At 52.4% G+C, this 16,561-nt stretch carries 18 protein-coding genes; 12 read left to right on the forward strand and 6 right to left on the reverse strand.

Annotated features, from left to right (window positions below; genetic code table 11):
- Window positions 1-46: 46 nt before the first annotated feature.
- The 6 genes from AB8W27_RS14765 to AB8W27_RS14790 are packed head-to-tail and all read left to right on the forward strand — an operon-like array spanning window position 47 to window position 6,127.
- Window positions 47-1,090 (forward strand): ImpA family type VI secretion system protein, encoded by a 1,044-nt coding sequence (locus tag AB8W27_RS14765; RefSeq protein WP_012815706.1) that lies wholly within the window; start codon window positions 47-49, stop codon window positions 1,088-1,090.
- A gap of 4 nt (window positions 1,091-1,094) precedes the next feature.
- Complete coding sequence (locus AB8W27_RS14770; protein WP_012815705.1) at window positions 1,095-2,090, forward strand: fimbrial protein; 996 nt, start codon at window positions 1,095-1,097, stop codon at window positions 2,088-2,090.
- Between the two features lie 11 nt (window positions 2,091-2,101).
- Window positions 2,102-3,442, forward strand: a complete 1,341-nt coding sequence (locus AB8W27_RS14775; RefSeq protein ID WP_012815704.1) for a GlcNAc-transferase family protein — start codon at window positions 2,102-2,104, stop codon at window positions 3,440-3,442.
- A complete protein-coding gene (locus AB8W27_RS14780) occupies window positions 3,436-4,038 on the forward strand; it encodes a hypothetical protein (protein ID WP_012815703.1) in 603 nt (200 codons plus the stop codon). The genes AB8W27_RS14775 and AB8W27_RS14780 overlap by 7 nt, the downstream gene beginning before the upstream one ends.
- Complete coding sequence (locus AB8W27_RS14785) at window positions 4,039-5,649, forward strand: OmpA family protein (RefSeq protein WP_041923308.1); 1,611 nt, start codon at window positions 4,039-4,041, stop codon at window positions 5,647-5,649.
- Complete coding sequence (locus tag AB8W27_RS14790) at window positions 5,642-6,127, forward strand: DcrB-related protein (RefSeq protein WP_012815701.1); 486 nt, start codon at window positions 5,642-5,644, stop codon at window positions 6,125-6,127. Before AB8W27_RS14785 ends, AB8W27_RS14790 begins: the two co-directional genes overlap by 8 nt.
- A 114-nt stretch (window positions 6,128-6,241) precedes the next feature.
- Here the strand turns inward: AB8W27_RS14790 and AB8W27_RS14795 are convergent, their stop codons facing one another.
- Entirely contained in the window at window positions 6,242-6,775 is a 534-nt protein-coding gene (locus AB8W27_RS14795) for a rhodanese family protein (RefSeq protein ID WP_041923307.1), read from the reverse strand.
- A 1-nt stretch (window position 6,776) separates the two neighbouring features.
- Window positions 6,777-7,082, reverse strand: a complete 306-nt coding sequence (locus AB8W27_RS14800; RefSeq protein ID WP_041923306.1) for a helix-turn-helix transcriptional regulator — start codon at window positions 7,080-7,082, stop codon at window positions 6,777-6,779.
- A 207-nt stretch (window positions 7,083-7,289) separates the two neighbouring features.
- Here AB8W27_RS14800 and AB8W27_RS14805 point away from each other — a divergent pair, with 207 nt between their 5' ends.
- Window positions 7,290-8,483: an MFS transporter gene (locus tag AB8W27_RS14805; RefSeq protein ID WP_041923305.1), complete on the forward strand. Its 1,194-nt coding sequence runs from the start codon at window positions 7,290-7,292 to the stop codon at window positions 8,481-8,483.
- A 69-nt stretch (window positions 8,484-8,552) separates the two neighbouring features.
- Window positions 8,553-8,906 carry a DUF1304 domain-containing protein gene (locus tag AB8W27_RS14810; RefSeq protein WP_041923304.1) on the forward strand — a complete coding sequence of 118 codons (354 nt, stop codon included), beginning with the start codon at window positions 8,553-8,555 and terminating at the stop codon, window positions 8,904-8,906.
- 4 nt (window positions 8,907-8,910) lie between these two features.
- Here the strand turns inward: AB8W27_RS14810 and AB8W27_RS14815 are convergent, their stop codons facing one another.
- Window positions 8,911-9,390 (reverse strand): RES family NAD+ phosphorylase, encoded by a 480-nt coding sequence (locus tag AB8W27_RS14815; RefSeq protein ID WP_041924127.1) that lies wholly within the window; start codon window positions 9,388-9,390, stop codon window positions 8,911-8,913.
- Window positions 9,391-9,486: 96 nt separating this feature from the next.
- Complete coding sequence (locus AB8W27_RS14820; protein ID WP_041923303.1) at window positions 9,487-9,870, reverse strand: helix-turn-helix domain-containing protein; 384 nt, start codon at window positions 9,868-9,870, stop codon at window positions 9,487-9,489.
- A gap of 98 nt (window positions 9,871-9,968) precedes the next feature.
- On the opposite strand from AB8W27_RS14820, the gene AB8W27_RS14825 reads away from it, so the two are divergent.
- From AB8W27_RS14825 to AB8W27_RS14840, 4 genes are all read left to right on the forward strand, one after another.
- Entirely contained in the window at window positions 9,969-10,697 is a 729-nt protein-coding gene (locus AB8W27_RS14825; protein WP_041923302.1) for an SDR family NAD(P)-dependent oxidoreductase, read from the forward strand.
- A gap of 167 nt (window positions 10,698-10,864) precedes the next feature.
- Window positions 10,865-11,341 carry a glutathione peroxidase gene (locus tag AB8W27_RS14830; RefSeq protein WP_041923301.1) on the forward strand — a complete coding sequence of 159 codons (477 nt, stop codon included), beginning with the start codon at window positions 10,865-10,867 and terminating at the stop codon, window positions 11,339-11,341.
- Between the two features lie 432 nt (window positions 11,342-11,773).
- Complete coding sequence (locus AB8W27_RS14835) at window positions 11,774-12,307, forward strand: hypothetical protein (protein ID WP_012815692.1); 534 nt, start codon at window positions 11,774-11,776, stop codon at window positions 12,305-12,307.
- A gap of 59 nt (window positions 12,308-12,366) precedes the next feature.
- Entirely contained in the window at window positions 12,367-12,588 is a 222-nt protein-coding gene (locus tag AB8W27_RS14840; RefSeq protein ID WP_161577229.1) for a hypothetical protein, read from the forward strand.
- Between the two features lie 245 nt (window positions 12,589-12,833).
- On the opposite strand, the gene AB8W27_RS14845 is transcribed toward AB8W27_RS14840, so the two are convergent.
- Together AB8W27_RS14845 and AB8W27_RS14850 are read right to left on the reverse strand one after the other, a co-directional pair.
- On the reverse strand, window positions 12,834-13,958 hold the full coding sequence (locus AB8W27_RS14845; protein WP_282913947.1) for an acyltransferase: 1,125 nt from the start codon (window positions 13,956-13,958) through the stop codon (window positions 12,834-12,836).
- A gap of 342 nt (window positions 13,959-14,300) precedes the next feature.
- A complete protein-coding gene (locus tag AB8W27_RS14850; protein ID WP_012815690.1) occupies window positions 14,301-16,508 on the reverse strand; it encodes a GDSL-type esterase/lipase family protein in 2,208 nt (735 codons plus the stop codon).
- Between the last annotated feature and the right edge of the window lie 53 nt (window positions 16,509-16,561).

The following is a 16,561-nucleotide window of genomic DNA, read 5'->3' on the forward strand; positions in this document are numbered from 1 at the left end:
CGGTTTTCAATGGCAATACATCGTACCGTAAAGGATAAACACTATTATGGATATAAATACCCTGCAGGTGCCTGAATATTATCAGCCACTTATGCAGCCTCTGCCGGGCGCGTTTTCCTGCGGCGTTAACCTGGAATATGACCCCGACTTTATTTTACTGCTGTCACGTTTGCAGCCCAGACTTGACGCGGAATATGGTCATTTCACAGAGGCTGCAGAACCGGTGAACTGGGCGGAGGCGGAACGGGATTGCCACGCCCTTTTTCAGCGCAGCAAAGATCTCAGGTTAATGATTATCCTTATGCGCTGTCGTCTGAGACAGATTGGCCTGCTCGCGCTTGAAGAGGGACTCACCGCCCTGTTTTCTTTAATTAAACGGTGGCCTGACGATATTCATCCTCAGCTTTATGACGAAGGCGAATTTGATCCTTTGATGCGGATTAACGCCCTGAACGAGCTGGAAGATATTCACGGTCTTATTGGCGATCTGCGTAATCAGATATTGCCTAAAGCGGCCGGTACGCAAATTACGCTGAAGATATTTGAAAAATCCCATGCCGTGCCGCGTGAAAGCGATGCGTTACCTGAAATTATGCTTTCCACATTACGTCATGAATGGAAAACGCATAACGATCCTGTGATTAATTCCTTGCAGGCAGCAAAAGCCTGCCTCGATCGGATAAAAAGCCTGTTACCAGGCTTTGCAGGCACTGATTTGCCTGACTTTCCACAATTGAGCCAATTGCTTATGCTGTTTTCCTCGCAAAGTGGGCAGCCACCACTCTCATCGCTACAACCTGAAGCGCTAATGTCGGTTATTACAGAAAATGATGCACTGCCCTCTTTGCGAATGTCCGAAGAGGAACCGGCACCGGCAATAACGTCCGGGGAACAGCAAAACATTCGCAGTCGAGCAGAGGCGCTCTCCAGGATTAAAGAAATCCGGGCCTGGTTTCTTAATACTGAACCAAGCAGCCCTGTTATACCTCTGCTCGCTTTTACCGAACAGACTATCGGTATGGGCTTTAATGAATTATTGAAGTTTATCCCCGCAGAATTAATTTCTCGGCTGGATACTGAAAAGGAATAAAAAGATGAAAAAATCGCTTTTCATTGTTGCGCTGTTTGCTTTTACTGCTTTAAACGCAGAGGCTTGTCAGGTCGACTTGAGTGATGGCGTTGGTCCCACCACATTATCCATTCCCTCACAGACCATACGAATCGATGCAGATGCACAAACCAGTACCTCTGTGCCCATATTTAGCTATGACTCCTCTTTGCAAAGCACCCAGATTTCGTATATTAATTGTCTGACTGGCACGCCATTTGGCAAAAGTCCCTATAATCTTGGGCCGCAAGATACCAGCACAAAAATTTACCCAACGTCCGTACCAGGAATTGGGATAAAACTGCGCTGGAACAACGGTTCCGCTTTCGGTGATTTCCCCTCTGAAAATAAGATGAGCTTTCAAACTCCGTTGGGGCGGTTCATTTATTCCACAGGCTCCTATTTCCGCATTGAGCTTTATAAAACGCAACCGAGGGTGTCACTAAAGGATCCGAACGGCGATATTCTTTTACCGCCCGGCGATATCGCTTATAACTGGGTAGAAATGAATAGTATCAGTAACTACGCGCAAAAACTGAATATCGGGCAGATAATGGTGATCAGTACGCCAGCCTGTGCTTTCAACAACAATAAAGTCGTGGATTTCGGTCTTGTTACCTCAGCCGACCTCACCGCGGGAGGCATAGAAAAGGATCTTTCTTTTGATATTACCTGCCAGTCTGACTACGGTAATTATTCCGCCATCGCAGCCATTACCAGTAATACGCCCTCGGCAGATAAACAATATATTAAAGTAAAAGATAGTGCAGGTAATAGCGACCGGCTTGGTATTGAAATCAAAGACAGTCAGGGAAAGACGATGTTATTAGATGGAAGCACCAGCGAACTGCTGGCCAATGTTGTGGCAAATACCCCGGCGACGTTTCACTGGAAAGCGCATCTTAAGCCGACCGCAGGGGTTCTTCACCCCGCCAACGGCGATTTCACCGCAGAGGCCGAAGTTATCCTGCAAATAAAATAACGGCCTGCATAATGAACAAAAATGAGACCTCAACGATATTTATCAGTATCGCCAGCTATCGGGATCCAGAGCTTATTCCCACGCTTAAAAATATGCTGGAGATGGCGGCTAACCCAGCCCGACTGCATATCACGGTATGCTGGCAGGACGATAACGATATTAAGCATTTTCTTAACCAGGGCTTTACCGTAGCGTTTGTGGAAAGCTATGAGGGCGGCGCTTTATATAAGCTCAGTTTCGCAGGCGTGGTCATTCAGATTATCAGCCTGCATTATTATGCCAGCCAGGGGGCCTGCTGGGCGCGTCATATGGCCGAAGCCCGGTTTGATGACGAAGACTATTTTCTCCAAATCGATTCCCACTGCCGTTTCAGTGAAAACTGGGATGAGGAGATGATCAACACGGTCGAACAACTGCGTCCCTGTAGCCCTAAACCTGTGTTGTCTACCTACCCGCCGCCTTATGACCCTGAAAATAATGAAGACAAAAAACGCTATATCAGCCAGCTGATTTTCCGGGAGTTTACGGCGCATGGCATTGTTATGCTGTCTTCCCGGCCGGTAACGCCGTCCTTTCCCCTGCGTTGCGGCTACCTGGCAGGCGGGTTTATTTTTGCGGACGGCAGCTTTGTGAAAGAGGTGCCAAACGATCCGCTTATCTTTTTCGCGGGGGAAGAAATAGCCATGGCGGCGCGCGCCTGGACCAGCGGCTACGATATTTACTGCCCTGATAAGATCATGCTCTGGCATTTTTATGGACGCCGACAGCACCCGAAAGTCTGGGGGGATCACAGCAATCAGGCGAAAGCGACGGGTAGTGTCGCGCTTGCGTGGTGGGAGCGCGATCATATCGCTAAACAACGTGTCCGAACGTTGCTTGGTCTGGAACATCCGTCCTGCGAAATGGGAAAATATGGGCTCGGCAATGCGCGTGATTTTCAAAGCTTCGAGCAGGCGATCGGCGTCAATTTCCGCCAGCGTTCGGTTCATCCGGCGGTGCTCGGTGAAAATAAAGTCAGCTTTTTCTCAACGCAAATATCAGAGACGCCGCAGGAAGATATCGCCTTTATTTATCCCTATCGCAAAGTCGTGAAATTCTCCCGTGCGGAACTGGCTTATCAACGCCCTGACGTGAGCTGGTGGCATCTCGGTATTTATGATGAAAAGAATGTCCTGCTTTACCGACAGGATCTGACGCCCGAGGCGCTCACGAAAAAAATCGCTGTCGTTGAAGAACAACTGGAAATAGTGGTTGAGTTTACGAGCCCGAACGCGGTAGCACCAGCATCCGTGCGCTTGTCTCCGTATACCGATAATACGGGCTGGGGCGAGGTGTCAGAAAAACCATGGTAACGTGCGACGCGCTGTTTGAAAAAATCGTCACGACTGAAATTCTCATGGCGATGGATGGCATTATTCCTTCGTTTTCAGGATTAAAACTCAGGCTAACCACGGCGCTGGATGAGCTCTGTCGTTCGCTGATTGCCGCCGGTGCGCCGGAAGAGGAGGTCGACAAGCTTTGTAAAATGATTTGCGTCGCTGTGGATGCGCAAGCCCGCACGACTCTTGCCCGACACGCATTAAGCTGGGAGGGCTATGCGCTGACTCACCACTATTACGGTTATGAGGATGAGCCTTTCGCTATCGCAGAGGCGCTGGACACCTTGCTCCGGCGGCCGGATTTTCATTTTTACGCGTACGCCCAACAGCTTCTGTTTTTACTGGCGCCGCTTTTCCCGGCGGATCGCGCGCTTCATGCGTTGCGCCTTCAGCACAGTGTTGCGATATCGAATCCCGTTGCTGACAGCATCGGCGCCCCTCCGGCTTCACGCCCCCACGCCAGAAAAATTGACCGTAGCGGAGTGCTTTTTGCGTTTGGCATCGTGTTAATGGCCACGCTCTCGGGCTTGTGGTGGTGGTGCGCCCAGGCGCTAAGCGGGCCATATTAAATGCAGTCACGGAATTTCAGGCGCGTTCGCCAGCTTACGGGCGTCACAGTACTGGTGGCGTTTAGCGCCACACTGCTGCCTGCCTCCCCTGCGACGCTTAATAATCTCTGCGCTGTTGTCGCGCTACTGGCGGCCTTTGGCTTTCTCAGCCTGCAGAGTGCATTGGCCCGGTCGCCAGACAACACGCCTCCCGCGACGGCCAGCCGCCCCCTGATTATCTTTATTGTCGGTCCGTTCGCCGCACGCTGGTTTACCCGCACAGGTGGCGCGGCGGATATACGCACAGAGCAATCAACGCTCTGGTTACTTGCCGCCACGCCGCAAGCGCTACATGCCCGCCTTAACGCGGTGCGCCTTAAGCATCCGAACGCCGATAGTCGGTTATGGCTGCCGTTGCTGCCGGATGGCTATGAGGATGCAGCGCTACTCGCAGCGCAACTGGATGAGTGGCAACGATCAATCGGCACCCAACGCTGGCCGCATCCTTTACCCTGCTGTGTGGCTTTTTACGTCAGGCTAAGTAACACCGATACCGTCCACTGGACCGGCTTGCAGAGCCTGTCTCCCTGGCAGGAAACGCAAACGCCACTGCCCTTTGAGACGCTTGAAGAGGCGTTCAACGCCATGAGGGCGACGAACGATATCGCGATGCGCCAGCGAAGCATCATGGGTAAACGTCTGCTGAGCTGGACACAGACCACCCCGCTGAAAACGACGCTGCTGTCGTTTACGGATAATCCCGTGCTGCGCCTGAGCGGCATCGTGGTCGCGGATGATGGCCAGGGTTTTACTCGCCACGGCGCATGGGCGCACTTTCTTGAAAGCCAGTACGGCGTGCTTCCTCCCCTCTCCTCTGCGCTGCTGGCGCCGCCGCTCCCTCCAGCATTGCAAGCGGCTTCATTCCAGCATCTCACGGCGAAAAAACGGCGCGCCGCAGGCGTTTTACTGAGCGCTATCGCCGTTTTTATTCTGCTCGCCGCCTCGCTGCTGAATGCGTTTCACCAGGCGCGCGAGCAGATCCGGCATACGTCGTCACTCATTGAGCGCATCGGCGCTATCGAGCCCTGGCAGATCCACACGCGACACAAGGCACTCGACGCCCTTGCCGCGCAACACCAGCAGCTTTTGCAGTGCGCCGCTTCACCGCGACTGGCGAACTGGGGCTTATCGCCGTGCGCGCGCCTGCAACAGGAAGCGCAGGCCACGATTGACCGCTACAGGAATGTCCCTTTCTTCAGTTCAAAGGCCCCGGTCTCGCTCTTTTCATCTGGCAGCGCCCGCCTGCGACCGCACAGCCCGACAGCGCTCCAGCCCCTGTTGATGCTGGTAAATCAACATCCCGGCAGGCGTTTCCTGATAATCGGGCACTCTGATAACACCGGCAGCCCAGAGGTCAACCGCCAGCTTTCCGTCAGCCGGGCTATCGCCGTGCGGGAATGGCTGGTGAAAACGACGAGACGTTCCGCCACACAGTTTGAGGTTTACGGTTCCGGCGCCAGCGATCCTGTCGCCAGTAATGACAGTGAAATGGGCAGAGAGCTTAACCGGCGGGTTGAAGCGATCGCTCTGCCCGTCGACGCCATGAAAATAAGGAAATTCGACAATGAGTAATAAAGTGCAGCGCTATTCACTTTATGAGGGACACTTTTTGACCACCGCGCCGGTGCTCGACAGAAGCGTCAATATTCTGATGTTTCGCGATCCGGATAATCAGGAATATAACCTGATTATTAATCGCGCCACGCTTGATGAAGAACAGACGCCGGAGGCCTTTTGCGAGTCGCAGATGGAGATTCTGCGCACTACACTCCCCGGCTTTCAGCTCGAAGGAAAACTGCTGCGCCATGAAACCGGCCCGTCGCGGTTGCCAGTGGTGCAGATCGCTAACCGCTATTTGCAGGAAGGTAAAACCATCCGTCAGGTGCAAACGCTGGTTCAGTTACCTTTTCACGCTGCCACCAATCCCCTGAGCCGGGAGATTATTATTTTTACGCTCCACGCGGAGGCAGATTTTACGGATTATCAGCGCAGGCACTACGTACAGATCATTAATAACTTTAATCCGAACGTTTCACCGCTGGCGGAATAACATCACGTCTTCGGGAAAATAAAAATGAGGCGTATCAGCCTCATTTTTTCTTCTGCGCCCACGTTTCCCGCGCCACAGAGGGTAATAGATGGCTCCGTCCCGGCTATTACGGCGCTACATCACCGGCTTATTCCAGGGCATGACGGCCAGCAGTTTCGCCATCCCGCACCAGCCTGTGATGCCGGCGAACATCAGCCCGGCACCGACGAACGCCGGAATAATATAAAACGCAGGCGTAACCGTCGCGCCCGCGAGCGTGCCGCAGAGCGCCAGCGCACCAGCAACGATCTGTACCTGGCGCATCAGCGGTAAGGGCTGGCGGCTGTCGGTAATGACCGGTAACCCTGCGGCTTTCCATGCATTCAAACCGCCCTGCATAATCCGCACCTCTGCCGGATGCGCCGCCGCTATCAGTTGCTGCCGGGCGTTCTCCGTGCGCATTCCGCTCTGACAGTGAAAAATGACCATGTCGGTTTGCGCCAGGGCGTCTTTATCAAGGCTGCCGGGCTGAACCGTCTCCAGCGGCAAAGAACGTGCGCCGGAGAGATGTTCCCGCCGCCATTCCTCCTGCCCCCGGATATCAATCAGCATGATCCTGCGCCCGGAAAGCGCGTGCACTTCCGCAGGGGTGATAAATATCGATGACATTTTATTCTCCCGGACAATAAAGCGTTTTGAGGGTATGCACGACGGCCACGACCGCCTCGTTCCTGATGTGGTAGCGGATGAACCGCGCCTCGCGAATGCCTTCTATCAGCCCTTCCGCTTTCATCCGCGCCAGATGCTGGGACGTCGCCGGGGCGCTAAGGCCGCTCATTCTGCACAGTTCTCCGGCTTCTGTGCCGGGGTTTTCAATTAACACGCACAAAATCAGCAACCGCTGCGGGTGGCTCAGCGTCTTAAGAAGCGCAGCGGCCTTGTTGGCCTGCGTGTGTAACGCGTTCAGATCGGTCATGGCTTCACAGTTTAGATTTTCCTTAATTAAGAAAATACTAAACTATCAGCGGCAGTGTCAATCGCCCTGATAGTGCCGCGCCGCCTTAACCGTTTCATTTCGTTACGTTAACGTTGTGTGACTTTTTGTATTGGCTTCATACTTCAGTGATAACAACACGATAACGCAATGACGAATCCTCGACGGCAGGCAGGGAGAATTAACATCATGTTGCGATCGCTACAGGCGCTCTGCCTGATGAGCTTTTTTCTGGCGGATGTGCGCGATGGGCTGGGGCCTTTTCTGGGCATCTTTCTGACGGAGCGGCACTGGCGGCCGGATGATATCGGCTTTGTGATGACGGCGGGCGGGATTGCCGCGCTGCTGGCGACGGTGCCTGCCGGAATTATGATCGACGCCACCCGTAAAAAGCGCCTGCTGTTGCTCGTCTGCTGCGTGCTGGTGACGCTCGCGACGCTGCTGCTCTGGCGCAGCACGCATTATAGCGTCGCTATGATGTCGCAAATCGTATCCGGGCTTGCCGCCGCGCTGATTGGGCCGCTCGTCGCAGGCATCACGCTGGGGCTGACCGGCCAGCGCGGCTTCACCCGCCAGATGGGCCGCAACGAAGCGTTTAACCACGGCGGCAATATGGTGGCGGCGGTGCTGGCGGGCTGCGCGATGTGGCTGTGGGGCATCGGCGCGGTGTTTATCCTGATGACCGGCATGGCGTTTTTCACCGCGCTCTGCGTCCTGGCTATCCGCGAGCAGGATATCGATCACGATGTGGCGCGGGGTATTGAAAAAGGCGACCCGGCGCGCACCGTACCGCAACTCTCCGTGCTGATGCGTAACCCGGTGCTTATCACCACCGGGCTAACGCTGTTGCTGTTTCACCTCGGCAACGCCGCGCTGCTGCCGATGCTGAGCATGCGCGTGGCGTCCACCGGCAGCAGCCTGTGGAGCCCGGGCCTTTACGCCGCGGCGACGGTGGTGATTTCCCAGTGCGTCATGATCCCGGTCGCGCTCTTTACCTCCGCGCAGGCGCAGCGCTATGGCTACCGCCAGCTGATTATGATTGCGCTGATCGTGCTGCCAGTCCGCGCCGCGCTGGCGGCAAGCTTTGCCGGGCCGCTGTCCGTGATCCCGGTGCAAATCCTCGACGGCGTCGCCGCCGGGATTTTAGGCGTCGCGGTGCCAGGCTATATCGTCAACGCGCTGCGCGGCTCCGGGCATGTCAACGCCGGGCAGAGCGTTATTATGCTAATGCAGGGCGCGGGGGCGGCGTTCAGCCCGGCGCTGGCGGGCAGTATCATCGCGCATTCGTCATGGCGGATGGCGTTTGCAGCGCTGGGCGTCGTGGCGCTGGCGGCGTTAATCGTCTGGTGGCGTGCGGGCGAGCGGGTATCCGCGACGGCCTGATCGCCTCCGCAGAGGTTAGTTGCGCGTTATATACTGTTGATATTGCGTTTTTCCTGATGAGAGTTGCTTATGTTAGCCACGGTTCTGGTTGCGCTTGTCGCCGTTATTCACGTCTATATCGTCGTGCTCGAAATGTTTTTATGGAATACGAAAACAGGCCGCAAGGCGTTTAATCTGAGCGCTGATTTCGCGCGCGACAGCCGGGTGCTGGCCGCCAATCAGGGCCTGTATAACGGGTTTTTAGCGGCAGGGTTATTCTGGGGGCTGTGGCTGGGCGAGAGTGGTTTGCAGTTCAAATTTTTCTTTCTGATTTGCGTGCTGATCGCCGGGATCTTTGGCACTATTACCGCCAGCAGGAAAATACTGTATGTTCAGGCGCTGCCTGCGCTGCTGGCGTTAATGGCGCTGTGGATGGGGCTGTAAGGCCTCATTCAATAATTCGCACCTGAGTGTGGCTGTTCTCATTCCACGAGAAAAGCACCAGATGCCAGAGCCCCGGCGCTTTGCGTGAAGGGTCAATCAACCCGTTCATACCCAGAGATTCCAGACGCGCGCGCACCTCCCATGACGGCGGAATGCCGCCCGCTTTCACGGTCTCCTGCCACGGCGCAATCGCGTCCTTTATGTCAATGCCCGCCGCCAGAACGGCATCGGTATTGCGCAGATCAAAAATCTTTTCAGCCACGACGCTGACGTTGATGATTTCCAGGCTGGCTCTGTTATCGCGATGCGCTTGCATGGCCGCCTCAACGCCTTGCGGTGAAGCACTCAAATACAGGGTGGGTTGATCGCCTCTTGAATATCGCCCCGCCGCCCTGGAGCCCGATAACGCAAAGTGCCGGTACGCCGGATCGATTGCCCGATAAAAAACGCCTTCAATGCGGGTATAAAAAGGGGTGATATTCATCATTTTTCAGCCATCAAAATTGCGGGAAAGTTTTGCATATCCGTGACCGAGGTCCTTTTCAATGCGCGCCAGCACGCTTTTCCGGTCTTTATTCCTTCAGACGACCTCATCGGCGGCGAGCCTGTCGTCGTAAGCCACCTGCGCCTGCTCAATGGCCGCGCCATGCTGCCTGGCCCAGCTCACCAGCGCCACAAAAGGCTCCTGCAGCGTTCGCCCGAGCGGCGTAATCGAATACTCAACGGCCACGGGTGACGAGGCGATCACGCGGCGGTTGACCAGGCCGTTGCGTTCAAGCCGGCGCAGCGCCTCCGTCAGGGCTTTATGCGTGATCGGATCCAGCCTGCGCTTAATGGCGTTAAAGCGCGCGGGCTGGGTGCACAGTACGGTCAGGATCAGCACCGACCATTTGTTGGCCACTTGCTCCAGGACAGGGCGGGTGCTGTTGATTTCGGCCAGTTGGGCAGCGATATCCGTCGACATGTGGTTACCTTCTCTATATCTGGTGTACATCAGGTGCGTAATTGACCCTAAATATACAAAATGTATCATCTGGCTTCCACCCCCTGTCCGGAGTAGCCATGTTGAAACTTGAAGGAAAGACCGTCCTGGTAACAGGCGGCAATAGCGGTATCGGGCTTGCGATCGCGCGCCGTTTTGTGCAGGAAGGCGCCCATGTGTTTATCACCGCCCGACGCGACGCGCAGCTCGCCGACGCCGTTGCCGCTATTGGCGGTCGGATCGACGCGATACCATGCGATCTCACTCAAACCGACGATATCGCCCGCCTCTTTGACACGCTTCAGGCAAAAGCCGGGCGCCTCGACGTTCTGGTGTACTCGTCTGGCTTGTCCGAGCCTGCGAGCCTGGAAGAGACCACGGAGGAGCATCTCGACCGCGCCTTCGGCCTCAACGTGCGCGCCATGGTGTTAACGGCGCAGCGCGCGGTCCGGCATATGAGCGATGGGGGCGCGATCGTGCTGCTCGGCTCGATCGCAGGCTCCATGGCTAATGCCGGTTATGGCACTTATTCTGCCACCAAAGCCGCGGTTCGCTCGTATGCCCGCTCGTGGAACGCGGAGCTGGCGCCGCGCGGCATCAGGGTCAACACCCTGAGCCCCGGCCCCACGGAGACGCCGATGTTTGATAAAGTAAGCGACGAATTCAGGCAAATGATGAACGCGCGTATCCCGGCCGGGCGTCTTGGCAACCCGGACGAAGTGGCGGCCGCAGCGCTGTTTCTTGCGTCGGACGAAAGCGCTTACGTCAGCGGCGCGGAACTGGTCATTGATGGCGGCTTGACGGCGTAAACGGCATTCGTTGAGGTACCGCGCGCCGGTGGCAGAAAAACCGGCGCGCGTATCCCGGCTAATGAAGGATGCGCTATTATCTCGCCAGACATACGCTGTATGCCCCTGCTGCAATGCGCTACGTGGCACTGTCGACATCACATTGATTCTGCATTGAGGAGCCCGTCATGACCCCCTTTCATCAACTGACTGCCACCAGCCTGCGCGGCGAGCTCATCTCTATGGCCGACTACGCTGGCAAGCTGATTCTGGTGGTTAATACCGCCAGCCATTGCGGCTTTACGCCACAATACGCGGGCCTTGAAGCGCTGTATAAGCAGTACGCCGCCCGGGGTCTGGTTGTGCTTGGTTTCCCCTGCAACCAGTTCGGTCATCAGGAACCCGGCGGTGCCGATGAAATCGCGCAGACCTGTCATATCAACTACGGTGTGAGCTTCCCCATGTTCGAGAAAGTGGAGGTCAACGGCACCGCTACGCACCCGGTGTTTCGTTACCTGAAAGACGAATTACCCGGCGTGTTAGGTGGACGAATCAAATGGAACTTCACTAAGTTTTTGATCGGACGCGACGGCAAACCGCTCAGACGTTTTGCCCCGTTTACGACCCCTGAGAAAATAGAAACGGTCATTCTTACAGCGCTATAAATTTCAATGCGCCGGGCCACTGAACAGAGCGCGATTTTCAATCCTGATGCACCACAGTGAAAATAAGCAGCTACGGGTAAAGAAGGACGTAGATTCACATCGCTCCCGGCGTCGTTTCGAAGCATCGCGTGCCGTGCAGTTACGTCAAAAATACGACACAACTTTCCCACCGCGTCGCCCAGTGATAAGGGCTCACCACTCCGGGCTTAAGAACAACATACGTAACACCGGGCGGATAGTCCTCTTCCAGACAGCGCGGGGAGCGGTAGAGTCTCAATATCGTCCGCTCTGTGCCAGAAGCGGACGTTGTTCAGGAGTCAGGCAGGTAGACCAAAGACAAATTATCCCCGGATGGCTGGCTTAATACACGTTAAAGATTTAAACCCGATAGACCGATAAAAACAGGAGCGACAGAAACGTAAGGAGATGCGCATGTATGGGAAACTTGTCATTACGGGAATAATAGTAACGTTGTTAAGTGGATGTACGGCGGGGTTTAGGCCTTCGCTGGAAGACTATAAAGGTTCAGATGCAGCCAGGATTCGTGCCGCATCTGATGGCAATACAGCCCTGCAATTTTACGAAAAACAGCCGAGTGGCTGTTATAAAAAAGTTTTAGAGCGCCGGGTTACTGCTGGTCTGGCTATTCTCGGTCTTCCTGTGACAGGAAATAAAAAAATCGGAATGCCAGAATCAAGTAACAACAAGGGAATTTTCATAAATGAATTTACTATCAAGCCGGGGCAACTGATAAATGTAATTCATTACTGGACTCAAGCGGGCTACTACCAAAATACAGAACGAGCTGCTTCCGTCAGATTCATTCCTCAGCCAAATCATGATTACGATATCGTCGTTACTGGCTCAGAATTTGGCGGGGATAGTGTATCGGTGAGAGATCTGGATTCAAGCGCTAAGATAGTAGGATGGGAAGGCAATTACTGCCCCTCCGGTATACTTGATTAATTGCATGACGCAGGTCACCGCCTGTACGGTTAAGCCCACCCTGGAGTGGGCTTTTTCATGTGGTACGTACCGCTATTTTTGCACCTAAAGCAGACATGAGTTCAGTTGCTGTCTGGGAACTTTATCAGCAGCAAAATTTCTTGCCTCTTCATGAATGTTCTTCTGCGCTTGAACTGAAACGGCGCGGTTTTAACCAAGATGTAGAACTCAGCCTTGAAGTAAATTCAACACATTTGGGATGTCAGCTGTTTGATGCTTTTTATGCTTCTTATTTATCGTGAGTGGTAGACTGCGGAAGATATTGAAATGGCGCGCCCTGCAGGACTCGAACCTGCGACCCACGGCTTAGAAGTTCCTAGAACTACCTTTTAACACAATAACTTACCGCGTCATACCTGCGCTCACACGTCCCATGACGCCAAAACATGCAAAGCTATGCAAACCGGTGCAAAGCCTTGCGTGTCTCACTTCTGTCCCACCGGGCGGCCTGCTCAGACCAACTGGCATCCGCTACTTGTCTGGATTTTTAGCGCTTCATTAATTTAGGATTTGATGCTGCTTTTTCTCTGAGCTTCTCTGCGAGCTTGTGACCAAGGTTTACACAGGGCTTCTCGATGAAGTGATAGGTTATGCAGGACATAACGAATGTTAAAATCATTAAGATGATAAAAAGCGTCACGCCTCCGTTTCCTTTATAGATTCCGAAATCCCTCAGGTAGATCCCCGCCAGCTTTTTAACAACCATATGATTAAGATAGAGTGAATACGACATCTCGCCCATCACCAGCCAGAAATTACCAAATCGCAGCTCTCTACCTCTGCTGAGCATTACCAGTGAGCCCACAAGTGCAAATGAGATAAGACCCCAGCGCTCGATGCCAGCCCCACGATTATATCCAGAAATGATTGTGGATACTGAAATGCAGAGGATGCACAGCATCAGCAGCGAGAACGTTTTATTGCATGCGATCTTATCGCTTACTCTGCTGTACAACTCAGCTATCAGCATTCCATAAATGAAATCGTAGACTATTGGGTTTGAAAGAAATGTCAGGTTTCTTATGATAGAGTTATCAGCGGAATCTCTAGTGATTGGATCTAACTGCAAGTGTCCACGGAAATAAATTTGAGATGCGCATACGATAGCAACCATCAATATAATGCATACCACTGTCCTGTATTTGTGGCTAATTGCTATAGAAGCTGCAAATATTGCATAGAATAGCATTTCATAGGTAAGCGTCCATGCAGGTAGGTTTATGCTGTATCCGTACCACGGCCCAATAAAGTTGTAATCATTAGGGATCAGGAAGATGCTTTTTACTACTTGAGATATTGTGTGCTGAGCACTGACATCAAGAAGCAGCAAGAATAATAAAACGAAAAGATAAACAGGATATAAACGGAATACCCTTTTGATTGAGAACTCAGCAGGCGTGTTCATCTCTCTATTGCGAGATGAGTAGACAATTATAAATCCGCTTATTACAAAAAATATATCAACGCCTATCTCTCCAAGACCAAAAAGGCGATCGCCTAAATCGGCCTGTGCATATACTCCATTTAAGTATTGTCTAAAGTGAAATGCCATCACAAGAAGAACAGCTATTCCTCTTAGAAATTGAATACTATCTAGTCTATTTGTTTTCACGACTGAGTCCATTTCAATATCAAATGCGTCAATTATAAGCGCATTTTGATATTATACATTACAATTTATTTGCCTGGTGTATAGGTAAGGTAAGTCTGTAGCACAACAACTAAGTTGTTAATGCAAAAAAGTCCCGCGCCTATCTTTTTACGGACGTTAGCCACAGACCAATTCCTATAACGCTTACAATGATGACGTTATAGTCAACTGCCGTAATGCCAAGCGCAATTCCAGCAAGCGATAGAGCTGAAAGCAACGCCGCCAAACGCAACAACCATGTTATAAAGCCAGCCACGAATGATCTCCCTATCCAAAGCTGGCACTATAAACAAACGGAGAGAATCAGGCAAGCCAAGTACCTTGCCCGCCTTTGCTGGCGCACCGCACCTCAATCCTGTAGTAGGCTGTTGCTGTTGATGCAAATGTAAGCCACAACCATCCTTGCTGCGTCGTCGACGGGAACGTAGTTTTTGACACTCCGGTAGGAGTCGTTACGTTTTCGGTATAAGCCGACGAACCGATACCTGCGGCTGTCGGAGTTATGCTGTTGGCCGAAGATCCGTAGATTTTATCAATCTTAAGCGTCGTAGTACCAACCTGTCGACTGAGCAGCAACTCCGTGACACCATTAGGGTTTGCGGTTGCGTCTGAACTTCCGAATGTAGTGATGGTCACTCTCACCGGCGCTGAATCAAAGTAGTTGCCGCTAACCCCAACATAAGGATATAAACCGTCTGGAAGCGGCAAGAAATAATCGCCAGTCAATGTTACTGCTGTTGGAATATTTGCAGCAGAAGACAATGAATATTGTGGGACTTGCATCACATAGACTTCATCGAAAGCCTTTCGAAAACTATTGGCGTTAGTTTGCGTTGCTTCCGAGGCCTTCACAGGTTCAATAATAATACCCTGAAGAAAATGCTCTGCGCTTTGGTTGCCGTTGTACTGAACAACAAAGTTTTTCCACCCGCGCCCCACATATGCCCCAACCAAAGAATTCCGACCTGTGCTAGTTCTGCCGGCCTGGATGGTAGTTCTAGTTGTTTCAAACACGTTGCGGTTTTGCAGGGCTTTCGTAGTTAATCGGCTAATTACACCGTCACCCTTTCCGTAGGTGTCTGACATGATAACTACAGCATCGGTTATATCACCGATGACATACGCATTTGCCACGTCTGCGTCTAAATAAAAACTGAAACACATTGATGCCGCTTTTGATGCAGGAAATAAGCCTACAGTACCTGTTGTTAAATACGCTCCTGCCAGATTAGTAGAAAGAGAGGCTCCAACGGAGAAGAAACCAATACCCTCACCAGATCGACCTGAATGGATAGAGGTCAGAGAGTTAATGTTTCGATGCTGTCCGACCCAGCCGCCTGCCATTATGAATGCTGCTACGGCATCTCCTAATCTAGCATATCCGGCTGCATTAAAGTGCGTGGCATCAGAATACACTCCGGCATACAAGCTATGCTGATTGACCTCATGAGCGTTAAACACGGGGCAACCATATAGATTTGCCAGTGACATGGCATATTGGCCGAAAAAATTTGAAGGTTGGTTGACGTTATCAAACTGCTTGGCAGTTGGCGTATGCAATACGACACCACACCCCCAATCAATATAGCGGCGAATCATCATTTCCAGATAATTCGAGTACTCGTCAAAAGTTGCCCCAGCTACACCGTCCGAATCATTTAGGCCAATCATGATATGAGCAACATTTGCATTCGGATTGGTAGTCCAGCGGTTATATGAAAGCTTTGCAGTGTCACCTGAATAGCCGCGATTAATGACCGTTACAGCTGCACCGGTAAGGCCGCTAAGAACTGATTGCAGTTGGCTTGGATATTGAATCGGCGCATGGGTTGCCCAGTCACCATTGTCTGCGGGGATTTTATCGGACGAGGTCTGGTCGTATCCAGCTGTTATGCTATCCCCTACACAAACAATAGTTAACGACTCAAGGGATTTTAGCTTTTTATTGGCTACACCTAAATTCTTCACGTTCCTTTCTTTGTAATAGTTACTGGAAAGTCGGTTCTCCGCGGTTGTCAGACGGTCAAATAAATCGTTAAGGTAATCGGTGAGGGTCTGGTTACCTTTACTTATTAAGTCAGTCCCATCCTCAGATGCAAGACCCTGTCGCAAAGATGCATCCCCGATAGCCAGCCACTTACCTGTTCCAGTTCCACCTGTTGAAGATGGTGTGGACCCGGCTGGAACCGATTTGTCGAAGCTACCATCCCAGCGGTAATATTCCCCGTCAGTTTCATCCTTAATGATCTGGTTCGGAAGTGTCAGGGTTGCGCCAGCCTGAAAGGTTCCTACAGGAACATATCCAAATGCTGCCATTGCCTGCTGCGCAAGCCATCGAAGGCCTTCAACCGTGTAATGCTCGTTACCGAAGCGGTCAACATATGTATTAAGCAGGGATGTGACGAATTCGTCGATTTTAGCACCACCAAATACATGGTCTCTAATGTCTGCGCTTGGTACAGGGTTATTTGTCGGATTTGGTACCGGGATATTTAAATATGAATTAGCCATATTGCTCTCTTATTGACGCATGAGCCCATGGATAGACCAGGGGCCGAACTTTA

Source organism: Cronobacter turicensis, from assembly GCF_041222865.1.
GTDB lineage: Bacteria > Pseudomonadota > Gammaproteobacteria > Enterobacterales > Enterobacteriaceae > Cronobacter > Cronobacter turicensis.

Excerpts from the sequence above, each read along its gene's own strand:
- AB8W27_RS14850 (WP_012815690.1), bottom strand. The coding sequence starts at position 16,508 with ATGGCTAATTCATATTTAAATATCCCGGTACCAAATCCGACAAATAAC.
- AB8W27_RS14810 (WP_041923304.1), top strand. The coding sequence starts at position 8,553 with ATGTTAGCCACGGTTCTGGTTGCGCTTGTCGCCGTTATTCACGTCTAT.
- AB8W27_RS14780 (WP_012815703.1), top strand. The coding sequence starts at position 3,436 with ATGGTAACGTGCGACGCGCTGTTTGAAAAAATCGTCACGACTGAAATT.
- AB8W27_RS14795 (WP_041923307.1), bottom strand. The coding sequence starts at position 6,775 with ATGTCATCGATATTTATCACCCCTGCGGAAGTGCACGCGCTTTCCGGG.
- AB8W27_RS14825 (WP_041923302.1), top strand. The coding sequence starts at position 9,969 with ATGTTGAAACTTGAAGGAAAGACCGTCCTGGTAACAGGCGGCAATAGC.
- AB8W27_RS14830 (WP_041923301.1), top strand. The coding sequence starts at position 10,865 with ATGACCCCCTTTCATCAACTGACTGCCACCAGCCTGCGCGGCGAGCTC.
- AB8W27_RS14775 (WP_012815704.1), top strand. The coding sequence starts at position 2,102 with ATGAACAAAAATGAGACCTCAACGATATTTATCAGTATCGCCAGCTAT.
- AB8W27_RS14800 (WP_041923306.1), bottom strand. The coding sequence starts at position 7,082 with ATGACCGATCTGAACGCGTTACACACGCAGGCCAACAAGGCCGCTGCG.
- AB8W27_RS14770 (WP_012815705.1), top strand. The coding sequence starts at position 1,095 with ATGAAAAAATCGCTTTTCATTGTTGCGCTGTTTGCTTTTACTGCTTTA.
- AB8W27_RS14790 (WP_012815701.1), top strand. The coding sequence starts at position 5,642 with ATGAGTAATAAAGTGCAGCGCTATTCACTTTATGAGGGACACTTTTTG.
- AB8W27_RS14805 (WP_041923305.1), top strand. The coding sequence starts at position 7,290 with ATGTTGCGATCGCTACAGGCGCTCTGCCTGATGAGCTTTTTTCTGGCG.
- AB8W27_RS14815 (WP_041924127.1), bottom strand. The coding sequence starts at position 9,390 with ATGAATATCACCCCTTTTTATACCCGCATTGAAGGCGTTTTTTATCGG.
- AB8W27_RS14820 (WP_041923303.1), bottom strand. The coding sequence starts at position 9,870 with ATGTCGACGGATATCGCTGCCCAACTGGCCGAAATCAACAGCACCCGC.
- AB8W27_RS14835 (WP_012815692.1), top strand. The coding sequence starts at position 11,774 with ATGTATGGGAAACTTGTCATTACGGGAATAATAGTAACGTTGTTAAGT.
- AB8W27_RS14765 (WP_012815706.1), top strand. The coding sequence starts at position 47 with ATGGATATAAATACCCTGCAGGTGCCTGAATATTATCAGCCACTTATG.
- AB8W27_RS14785 (WP_041923308.1), top strand. The coding sequence starts at position 4,039 with ATGCAGTCACGGAATTTCAGGCGCGTTCGCCAGCTTACGGGCGTCACA.